The organism is Escherichia sp. WS1368 (assembly GCF_046487485.1).
GTDB lineage: Bacteria > Pseudomonadota > Gammaproteobacteria > Enterobacterales > Enterobacteriaceae > Escherichia > Escherichia coli.
Map to the genome: position 1 here is coordinate 24,264 of NZ_JBJQJI010000003.1, position 11,045 is coordinate 35,308.

The 11,045-nt window shown below is 39.6% G+C and carries 9 protein-coding genes, 1 tRNA gene and 1 pseudogene; all 11 read right to left on the minus strand.

The window, feature by feature from the left end; translation table 11 throughout:
* Positions 1–36: 36 nt before the first annotated feature.
* Positions 37–267: pseudogene (locus ACJHYD_RS08885) on the minus strand (type III secretion protein); the annotation flags it as partial.
* Positions 245–703 (minus strand): hypothetical protein, encoded by a 459-nt coding sequence (locus ACJHYD_RS08890; RefSeq protein ID WP_001551589.1) that lies wholly within the window; start codon positions 701–703, stop codon positions 245–247. The gene ACJHYD_RS08890 and the pseudogene ACJHYD_RS08885, both read right to left, overlap by 23 nt.
* Complete coding sequence (gene sctN / locus ACJHYD_RS08895; RefSeq protein ID WP_000734317.1) at positions 693–1,985, minus strand: type III secretion system ATPase SctN; 1,293 nt, start codon at positions 1,983–1,985, stop codon at positions 693–695. Before sctN ends, ACJHYD_RS08890 begins: the two co-directional genes overlap by 11 nt.
* Before the next feature lie 31 nt (positions 1,986–2,016).
* Positions 2,017–4,077: an EscV/YscV/HrcV family type III secretion system export apparatus protein gene (locus tag ACJHYD_RS08900; RefSeq protein WP_000482504.1), complete on the minus strand. Its 2,061-nt coding sequence runs from the start codon at positions 4,075–4,077 to the stop codon at positions 2,017–2,019.
* On the minus strand, positions 4,070–5,215 hold the full coding sequence (locus tag ACJHYD_RS08905) for a YopN/LcrE/InvE/MxiC type III secretion system gatekeeper (RefSeq protein ID WP_000974416.1): 1,146 nt from the start codon (positions 5,213–5,215) through the stop codon (positions 4,070–4,072). Before ACJHYD_RS08905 ends, ACJHYD_RS08900 begins: the two co-directional genes overlap by 8 nt.
* Before the next feature lie 4 nt (positions 5,216–5,219).
* Positions 5,220–6,923: a type III secretion system outer membrane ring subunit SctC gene (gene sctC, locus ACJHYD_RS08910; RefSeq protein WP_000694681.1), complete on the minus strand. Its 1,704-nt coding sequence runs from the start codon at positions 6,921–6,923 to the stop codon at positions 5,220–5,222.
* A complete protein-coding gene (locus ACJHYD_RS08915; RefSeq protein ID WP_001551590.1) occupies positions 6,920–7,669 on the minus strand; it encodes a helix-turn-helix domain-containing protein in 750 nt (249 codons plus the stop codon). Before ACJHYD_RS08915 ends, sctC begins: the two co-directional genes overlap by 4 nt.
* A gap of 345 nt (positions 7,670–8,014) precedes the next feature.
* Positions 8,015–8,194, minus strand: coding sequence for a GhoT/OrtT family toxin (locus ACJHYD_RS08920; RefSeq protein WP_001305821.1), 180 nt, complete (start codon positions 8,192–8,194; stop codon positions 8,015–8,017).
* A gap of 37 nt (positions 8,195–8,231) precedes the next feature.
* Positions 8,232–9,881: a glycoside hydrolase family 15 protein gene (locus ACJHYD_RS08925; protein ID WP_059326666.1), complete on the minus strand. Its 1,650-nt coding sequence runs from the start codon at positions 9,879–9,881 to the stop codon at positions 8,232–8,234.
* Positions 9,882–10,101: 220 nt separating this feature from the next.
* Positions 10,102–10,175, minus strand: a tRNA-Gly gene (locus tag ACJHYD_RS08930).
* A 78-nt stretch (positions 10,176–10,253) separates the two neighbouring features.
* On the minus strand, positions 10,254–11,006 hold the full coding sequence (gene actS / locus ACJHYD_RS08935; RefSeq protein ID WP_001309712.1) for an amidase activator ActS: 753 nt from the start codon (positions 11,004–11,006) through the stop codon (positions 10,254–10,256).
* Between the last annotated feature and the right edge of the window lie 39 nt (positions 11,007–11,045).

Consider the following 11,045-nt stretch of genomic DNA (forward strand, 5'->3'; position numbering starts at 1 on the left):
TGTTTGCAAAGAAAGAGATGGATTCCTGTCAACCTGGAGAGATGATTTGTTGTCAATAGACTCCATGTGCCCATTTTTTTTCCCCAACGTAGAAAATTGGCTATCCTGAGTCTGACGTAATAACTGGAGAATGGTTCCAGCGACAATCTCACTCATTTCTTTATTTTTTTTGTTTTTCTTTAAGAAACTGTCTAAATCTGAAGCAGAATTATCGGGTGTGTCTGTGTTTAAAATTTTACAGTGTTCAATTTTCTTGACTTCGTCCATTATATTTCTCCTCCTGTTCAAGCTCGTCTTGATAAAGCATCTGATTTAAAAGTTGTTTTTTGATGCGCTTCTTTAGTCGATCGTACTTTTCTCCTTTTAGCCACCAGTGTTTTCTTTGTGCTTGCTGTTGAACTATTTCCTTGTTAAGTATTTTTCGCCGCTCTGCTATTTTTTGCTTTTCAAGATTTATCTCAGCGATCTGCTGCTGAATGACTGCAACTTTACGTAACGAGTAAAATATATCCTGTCGAAATACAACTTCGCCGAGTAACTCTTTCACATCTAACAGTGACTGTAGGTTTTTAAGTTGCATATCATACAGGCGTTCCTTTTCGGCTAACTTTTCTTTTTCTGCATTTAACTTTTGTAATGATGCTTCACATGCAGCCAGGCTCTGCGCTGTTCTTCTGATAAGTCGATTAACTTTACTTAACAATTCGTTCAAGCTCTTTTAGCGTTTCACTCATTGGCATTTTTTCATTAACTGACTGTTTCAACCAATTTGTGAGTTTAGGCCGTGCATTCATAGCAAAATCATTTTCAGCATTTTGCCCAGCGCGATATTCCCCTAAATCAATAAACACCTGTAGATCTTCCAAAGTTGTGAGGATCTTCCTTACCCGCGCAGCATTATCTCTGTGTTTTTCATCAGTGACCTGACCAAATACTCGACTCACACTTTTTAGTACATCTATTGCCGGATAATGACCTTGCCCAGCGAGTTTGCGACTTAGATAGATATGGCCATCAAGGATTGAGCGAATTTCATCACCCAGTGGGTCTGATTCATCCTCCCCCTCCAGTAATACGGTATAAAACGCAGTAATACTTCCTTTTAGTGTTGGTCCCGGCCTCTCCAGTAAGCGAGGTAAACTGTCAAAAACAGAAGCAGGATAACCACGTCTGGCAGGTGGTTCACCCGCTGCCAGCTTCATATCGCGTAGTGCTCGTGCATATCGCGTCATTGAGTCGATAAAAAGTACAACTCTCTTTCCTCGATCTCTAAAATACTCTGCCACGGTTGTCGCCATCAGGGCGGCATTGCACCGATCTACTGACGAAAAATCAGAGGTGGCATAAACCAAAACACATTTTGCTGCATTTACTGATTTTTTCAGCGATTCCGCGCATTCCGTAACTTCCCTACCACGTTCGCCAATCAAGCCAATAACAAACACATCAGCTTCAGTGTTGTTTACAAGCATATGCATTAAAACCGTTTTGCCACAGCCAGCCGATGCGAAAATCCCAACACGTTGACCAATGCCACATGTCAGTACGCCATCAATGACTCTTATCCGTGTCTCTAGTGGTGTATTAATAACTCGACGTTCCTGATACGACGGTGGCAGTTCATCAATCAGGCGTAAATTTCCCCTTTCGCCTGGAGTGTCCGGGACAAACCTTTCCATAATTTGACCAGAAGCATTCAAAACTGAACCAAGAAAGGCATCACTGATCTGTATGGTTAACTGCTCTCCCGTTGGTTTCAAAACTGCAGTACGTGTAAGCCCCACAGAGCTGCCTATAAGGTTTAATAATGTCTTTCCATTGCGAAAGCCAACGACCTGAGCCCTGGCTATACGTTCATTTGCTTGCCAGCTCGCATAAATTTCGCATACTTCGCCCACTGAAACGTCGTCAAGCTCTGCTTCAATCAGCGAGCCGTTTATGCTATGTAAGTAGCTGTATTTATTTAATAGTTTTAATTTTTTCATACCAGCATGCTCCATATCGCAAGACATTATCCTAAATAGTTTTCAGAATATTAACGGGAACATTTTCCGTTAGTTCCCCGTACGAAAGTACTTCGAGGTCTCGATAACTAGATTCAATAAGTTTTTTGATAAAACGACGAATATCCACAGATCCCAGTAAAATAATGTCTTTAATAGGAATATTGATTCCAGAAAGTGCCAGTTTAAAATTATCCAGAATCATCTCAGCTTCGGATGCATCGAGATTAAGAAAAGTACCGCCAGCGGTAGGCCTGACACCATCTCTGATTCTGTCCTCTATTTCAGGCGAAATCACAATTGCTTTAATTTCTCCAGAATATGAAAACTTATGGCAAATGTAGCGACCTAATGCACCTCGTACATGCTCGACGAGTGTAATTATATCTTTCTCCCGTGGACTCCATAATGCTAAAGCCTCCATAACTAAACGCATATTGCGCACTGAAATTCGCTCCTGGATCAGACGCTGAATTACCTCTGAAATGCGCTGCACAGTTATATATCTTAATATTTCTTTTAATAGATCAGGATACTTCATCTCTAATTGATCAAGAATATATTTGGTTTCTTGTATACCAAAATACTCATTAATATTATGCGCCAGACATACAGATAAATGATTGTACATTTCATCCATGGCCGTGCGAGTATAACAGCCAATTTTTGTTAATTTTTGGGCATCACTTTTTGTAACCCAATAATATTGTTCACCATTACTATTTACGATGACAGGTTTCTTGATCAAAGTCGAAACCACTTCATCTGAATATTCAACCAACAAGACGAGATCATGATAAATTTTAAATTGCGAGGCTCTGACTTCATTTAGCATTAATATGACATCTTCATCATTAAGGCCTTCCCCCTCGCGAATGACAATACCGGGAATACGGATACCATACTCAATAAAAAACTGACTACGAATCCTATCAGCAAGATTGATTTCAGTGTATTTTTTAGCCTGTACACTATTCATAATCAAAACCAAGGGTACCGTTTCGGTAATAACCTGATCAAGTTTATTAATAATACCTAATGAAATATCATCATCCTGATTATAGGGTTCCAACCCAACGGTGATATCGCCCTCAACAACCGTTTCTTCAACCCCTTTCTTTTTGAATTTAAAGTAAAAATAAATTCCTAAGATTACTGCCAAACATAAAAACACAAGAAGGGGAAAACCTGGAAGCAACCCAATACTTAGCGCGAGGACACATGTCACAATAATGACAAAAGAATTACTTAATAACTGGGACATTATATTTTGCCCCATATTATCACTATCGCCATTCACGCGCGTTACGATAAACCCTGCACTAATAGCAATTAATAAAGCTGGAATTTGTGAAACAAGACCATCACCGACGGTAAGAATTGTGTAGACGGTCAACGCTGTCGAGAAATCCATTCCATTTTGGCCTACTCCTACTGATAGCCCACCGATAATATTAACAAAGATAATAATAATGTTTGCAATAGCATCACCTTTGATAAATTTCATCGCACCATCAAAGGAACCATACAGCTGACTCTCTCGTTCTAATACGCTACGACGTTCTTTTGCTAAATCGGCATCAATGATCCCGGCGCGTAGATCGGCGTCAATACTCATTTGTTTACCTGGCATACCGTCAAGCGAAAAGCGGGCAGCAACTTCAGCCACACGTTCCGAACCTTTAGTAATCACGATAAACTGAACAATAGTAACAATGGAGAAAATAACAAAACCAACTACCAGGCTATCTCCAATAACGAATTCACCAAAACTCGTTATAATTTCTCCGGCGTCCGCCTCAAGAAGTATAAGTCGGCTGGTACTGATCGCCAGCGCCAAACGAAATAACGTTGTGATGAGAAGAATTGATGGGAATGAAGAAAAACTTAAGATCCTATCAACATAGAATGATCCTAAAAACACAAGTATTGCCAATGTTAAGTTCAGCCCAATCAAAAAATCGATTAAGTAGGTGGGCAATGGAATTATGAGCATGGCGATAATCATCACCATTAATCCAAGAATTATTAATTCTGGATGACTCCTTAACCCTATCAAAACTTTGTTAAACATTGAACATTACCTTCTTCCATGGTTTTTTATTTTGTTTTTTATTACTGTTTTGTGTATCAAAGAGCTCTGCTGCAAATGTTACTTTTATTGCCTGTTTACAACACTCCCTAATCTCTAATAATTGTTCATTATTAATAAAAAGTGAAAATGGAAGATTTGTACATCCGCTGTAAATCGCCTTCAGGAGTAACGTTTTGTCTTTATAATTAGCATCTGCGGGTAGGGTTACCAGTGCATTTTTCAGGAGTTCCTCTGCAGTCTCAGGAAATTTTATTAACGATATCAGAAAAAATATCCAATAATCTTCTGCGCTAATAAATTTTTTAATTATTGGGTTATTCATTAAAGTTTTCAGAAATAAAGCCTCTGCCGACTGAAGAGACAATAGTTGTGACAACTTATTGAGAAACATACCAAATTCCAATGATGAACAGCTCGCATCAAGTGCATTTATATCTGAGAAAAGCGTCTCTTTGATAAATTTTGTCACCAGCATTCTATTTTGATAGCCATAACTACCAATCCATTCGACATAAGTATCTACAGCATCGTCTTCTGCCATTAAAAATTGTCGATAACTTGCCCTTAGTAATTTTGGATTTAATGACAACGCCTGGCCAAATAACTTTGCTTTTAATGCCGAATTAATACCGCTATTAATGAATTTTTTAGTAGTCTCTTGATTAACTTTTTTAAGTAATGCTTCAGCATTTAGCCGCACATTTTCAGATATTTGTTTTTTACGTAAAATTGCACGTAATACAACCACCAGATCGCTTTCATCTGGAAATAATTTTTTAGCAAAGCTATACACTTCATAGTCATGGGTAGTTGCTGCCTTAAGCGCCTCCATGACTTTATCGGTTTTTTCTATTGGCTGATCTTCCAGGACATATTCTTCTCCGTCCAGAAAGTTGGCCAGTTGTTCTTCGTAGATTTTTTTCTTCATAAACTGCGTTAACGCTGCTGACATCTCGTCAGTAGCTTGTAAGAATCGAGCTTCTTTACCGGCGGGATCATCTCCCATTTTAGGCATTTCAGCTTCAATATCTTCATTATCTTCTGTGATAATGTCCTCTAAGCGAGAAACTTCTCTGGCTCTTTCTAATACACCGACATGTTCTACATGAATCGCCATTTCACTATCCTCCGACGACTTCACGATTCAGGTAAGTTTTTATCCATTTCTGCAGTAATTCATCGTTGATTTCTTTATTTTTTGCCATTTGCTGTGTTATTGCTCTGGCGTCAACCGCAGCCTCATTCGCATTATTCATCATGCGCTCATCGATCTCTCTTGGCTCAATAAGAAAGACACGAACGATGTTATTCGCATTTGTTCCTTCATATCCAAATAATTTACCAATAAATGGAATACTGCCTAATATTGGGATCTTGCGACTTTCATAGGTATTCGTATCTCGTGTATATCCACCAATCAAAAGACTTTTCCCTTGAGGCACGCGCGCAATAGTACTTATAAGCGTTCTACCAACCTGAGGCAGATCATCAACATTGGTCTTGTCAGAATTGATTTCATTGCCATCTTCAATATTCAAGAGTAATTCAATTTGATTTCGCGAAGCAAATCGTGGTAGCACGCTAATCATCGTACCATAGGTTACTTCATCTAACTCCGCAGTACGCTCGCCGACTAATTTAGTATAGAAAGTACGGTTATTATCAAATATAGCAGGAATATTCTCCTGTGTTAAAACAACAGGACGAGCAACAACGGCGGCTCTTCTTTTTTGCGCAAGTGCCTGTATTGTTGCAATAAACTGTGTCCCATCCAGGGTACTAATTGAACCTGAATTATTAAATGATGCACTTAAGCTGGATCCAATTTTTATCGTGCCCGACCAGTCAGCTCCTAACTGTTCTAGATCAGTCTTATCAATATCTATTATCCATAAAGATAATTCAATGTGACGCTTTGGAATATCGAGTGTAGCTACTAACTTCTCGATAAAATCAACCTGAGATACTGTTCCTTTAACAAGTAAACTGTTGGTATCAGGATATGCAATAATTTGTATATCGTCAGTCTCTGGCGCTCCAGCTGTCGATATTATTTTCTCTACTTGTAGATCATCATCTTCTTCAGCACCAGGAAAAGGAGGCATACGTGATACGTTTTTTAGTTGTTGACGACTTGAAATTTCAGAAAGTACGTTAACCCCAGTGCTTTGCTTAATGTTATTATTTAACAACGTCGATAGTACTTTTGCCATGCCAGGAATAACTATCTTTTCGCCACGTAATTCATAAGTCCGATCATTAACGAATGTGTTGACCAGGTGAATAATCCCTACTTTATTGCGTCCGATCTCGATGCCATCACTGTTTTGCTCCATTAATTTTGCAGCATTAACGACCAGGTCAACATACACCGGTGGCCCTGAAACATAGAAAGTACCATTGCCGCCCCCTTTAATTTCATAACGAGAGTTATACAGACCCGATTTTTTTAAAAAATTATTAAACTCATTCGTCGATACCTTTCTCAGATTAATCAGCGCATTACGCATCTCTGATGAGTCATAGATATAAATAGCTTTGCCATCATCGTACCAAATAAGTCCCATCTGCGCCGACAGGCGTTCAATCAAGGCATAGGGTTCGGTTAAATCAAAATTTCCGCTGATCTGTTTCTTCATGGCAAGCTTACTTACTATTGTAGGCTTACCCGCATATGATGAAACCGTTTCAAAAAAACTACGTAGATTTTCTTTATTTGCTACGTATCCATTCGCTGTTGCGGCATATGCACCAGGAGTCAATAATCCATTAAAAATGCATAAGGCTGAAATTAATATAATAGTAATACGTAATTTTATTTTCATAACTTTTTACATAGTTCTCTCGGTGTTTTTCCTAACCGGCTTTTTACTTCGGCTGAAAAGTGTGATGAGGATGAGTAGCCATATTTATGCGCAATAGTTGTCATATCACTGTTTCCTTCAATGATTTCCAACACGGCTCTGGCAACTCTCCAGCCACATAATTCCGTTTTAACTTTACCACCCAATGCATAACTACATAAACGGCGAAAATGTGAATACGATACGCCGTAAAGCTCACCAAGATCATAGAGCGAAGTCTGTATGAGCGATTGCGATAATAAATAGCGAACCAGTTTATAGCATTCTGTTTTTCTTAGATGCTGAAACAGAATTTCATTAATATTATCGCTGCTCAGATAAGTGGCTAAAAACCAGGCTTCACTTGCAACTTTACTGAATAGCACAACTTCTGATGCAAAGGGCAAGGCATCAGCAAACAACTCATGGCGTTCCCTTTCCACACTCCCCGTTGACTCATCAATAAAAGCTAATAATTTACTCAGGATATCAATGCGAAGTGGATGATAAATTACTTTCCCTGCAGTTACCTCAATTTGGCTTCGGTCAATGAGCAGTAATATGTCTTCCACTACCATTAATTTTTGATGGTTATTACCAATCGTAATAACAAGGGTTACATCCTTGTTTTCATTTCCCCGTAAGAACCACATTTCAGGGTCCAGTAGGGTTAACTTCTGTCCTTGAAGCAAAACATTCATTGGAAGTAACAGCCCTTCTTCAATCATGTTTCATCTCCTTATTCCATATTCTCATTCTCCATAAACTTGCAATAAAAACATGATTAAAAAGTGATGATTCCTATTTATAAAATAATGATTTTGTTATGAGCGAATAGCTATCAGCCACTTACAGTAGTAAGTCATTCTGTCCATATACAGAATTGCAACTGTTGATATGTTTTACTTAAACATACCCCGTATTTCTTATAACACTTGTTTGGTGACTATTTTCAATAAAAATCATATTTGTTAGTTACACATTAACGTACTGCGAGTGTTTTGTTACTCCCCGCATATATTTTATTCTCTTTTTCGATTCTATTTTTCTTAATCGTTCATATAATTTTCTTGTTAGTCGGATTTACGAATCATGAGACTTATGATGGATGGAATGAGGCTAAGCGGCCAGGTCAACCCTGTAATTACTGCAGCAAACAACCGATATGTTACTTTTTCTTCCGAGAAGATAAATATTAAGGTCGATGTCACAACCAGACCTATCAGGTAAGCTAACAGTAATTTATTGATCACTTTTACCTCCCTTACGATTTCTCTTTGAGCGGTCCTTTTAATCCAGGACCGCCTCATTATGAAAACTATTTATTTCCCTCATCATGATAAGGTTGGACATTTCTTTCAACATAAGAGTCATTGAGGCTTTCGACCAGTTTAGCGGAATGATAGGGCTTGGCGCTTCATGCAAAGTTCCTGACTTGTGGATATAGTTATAGCTTTCGGGAAGTGCCATTTCAGGTACGCTCCTGCCATTTGCACCAATCATATTCTCGCCTGTTATTTGGGCCAATGATCTATTCATAAATTGCACTGAGTCATTCAAATATTCTTCTTTTCTTGATTCTTTATAAACAATTGCTGCTGATTTTGCATACCATGAGTCAAAAAACCATTCTGCTTCTGTTGATGGAATGAAGCTCTTTTCTCTTTTCGCATGTGAATTTTGATCGGTATCAGTTTTAATATCATTGAACCAAAAATTTGCCGACTGATAATTATCCTTCTCGTATCTTTTTATACCATACGGACCTGCTAATTTTTTAACTATTTTTAGAACTTGCTCTTTTCTTCTGGTGTTTATCTTTGAAAGATTTGCAGGATAAATAACATTAAGTAAGGCCGCATCAGCTTCTCTGTAATGTTTATCTTTTTCCAGATAACCAGGGGATTCTCCCCCTAAATCAAGTTGTAGCGTTATTCTTTCATAACCTTTATCTATGAGGTGGTTCAACCTCGTTGTTGAAAGAGGTTCATCCAGTTCATTGGCTTTAGCTTCGCGCAGTAAATCAGAGATAAAAACAGAGTCTTTCTTCGAGAGTAAGTTCGACAAACGTTCCAGTCCAGAGGTCACCAGTGCAACGGAAGATGTGTTTAATCGGGCATCTTCTTCCCACGCTCCAGAATCTTCCATAATATAGAAATTGGCTTTATCCAGATAAGCAACCAACAGCGCAATCGATTTTAATCGGTCACCTTTTTCCCAGTCTTCAGCGTTAATAGTACCAGTGTCGATGGCTTGTATAAGGAGATCAAGATAAAGACCTAAAGCATCATTTTGTTTATGGTTCCACAGCTGCGGCTTGCCTTCTTCCTGTACATCAGCCATCACGGGGGAGTTGCTGTCAAATCGGATATGTACAGCATTCATTTGCCCAGGAATACCATCCAGTCGTTTTGGGTTGCTAATGACGTCCTGCATCCGCTTAATCTGGTCGGGCGTAGACATATAATCCCACAGAGTGAGCAGAACCTTTTTTGCGGCTACACTATTTCCCTGATCTGATACTAATGCCATATAGCCCCATAAACTATCCCTCAGCCAGACAGCATCATAGTGGGTTTCTGCCGCTGTTTTGTCATCTTCGAAAGTAGAAGCAAGAATAAATGTTCCCCAGGGTTTCTCCGTCAACGTTAACTTTCGTGTATTTTCTGTTAATGTTAGCAATCCTTGAATTTCGTCTTTGGTATAGTGGCTCTTTATTTCATTTTTTAATTTGGCTGAGTGAATCAGAAGACGATAATTAGGATACTTATCTGGATTTAACGATAAATAACTTTTATCAGTTGCTGCCCCCGTGGAATTAAGAATGTTAAATACAGATTCACTCGTCACTTCTGCCCCTGTCGCCTGGCATGTGCCGCATGAAAATATACCAGCGAGCAGAAGAGTTAATGTAGATTTCCCTTTCATAAAAGATTCCATCAATCGTTTGTTAAAAGCGTAGATAACCACTTATTTAACAACTTGAAAATAAGGTATTTTACCTGGGTTGTTACAAATGGATTGCATTGCGTAAACGCTTTTATTTACAAAAAAATGGGGAAGTATTACGGCGATTGCGAAAAGTCTGAAGCGATTGAATTAAGATAATATAGAAAATCAGATACAACAAAAATGGCAGGTTGATGAGGTGAAGATAAATTGGAGCGGGCGAAGGGAATCGAACCCTCGTATAGAGCTTGGGAAGCTCTCGTTCTACCATTGAACTACGCCCGCTTCGAGATGCGTAAGGCATTATAAACCTTACGCTCTCCTTAGCAAGTGCCGCGCTGCTGACTGCTGATTAATTCGCCATCAGCATTTTGGCTTGCTGCCCTGAGGCGGCAAGTAACGTAGCGGATCAATTGCCGTTGCACGGTAACGAATCTGGAAATGCAGGCGAACCGATGCCGCATCAGTGCTCCCCATAGTGGCGATTTTTTGCCCAGCCTTTACGCTTTGCCCATTATTTACCAGCATCGTGTCATTATGGGCGTAAGCCGTAATGTAATCTTCACTGTGTTTAATCATGATGAGATTACCGTAGCCACGCAGCTGGTTGCCCACATACACCACCTTTCCTGCACCCGCGGCGTAAATAGGTGTACCCCGTGGAGCTGAGATATCAATCCCTTTATTGCCGCCATCAGCTGTCGAATACGGCATGATAACTTTCCCTGTCGTTGGCCATAACCAACAACGTTGCCCTACTGGCGGCCAGGAAGATTTCGGTACTGCTGATGACGGTGTAACCGATGCGGTTTTGGTCGTTGATTTGGCGGTTGATTTACGTGTACTGCTACTTTTCGCCCCACCCAGTTTTAGTTTCTGACCAACTTCAATGGTGTAAGGGGGGGAAATGCCGTTCAGTCGCGCCAGCTCTTTTACGCTGGTTCCCGTGGTGCGCGAAATACGATATAGCGTATCCCCCCGTTTCACGGTGTAAACGGAGCCGGAATACGTTCCTGTATCGGATGATTTGCTACCCGAGCAGCCCGCCAAAAGCAGTCCAACCGATAACAACATCACGATACCCAGAGATTTTTTATTCAGGCGTCCCGCACTCAAAATCTTTCCTCGCTTAAAAAACAAGACGCCATATCATAG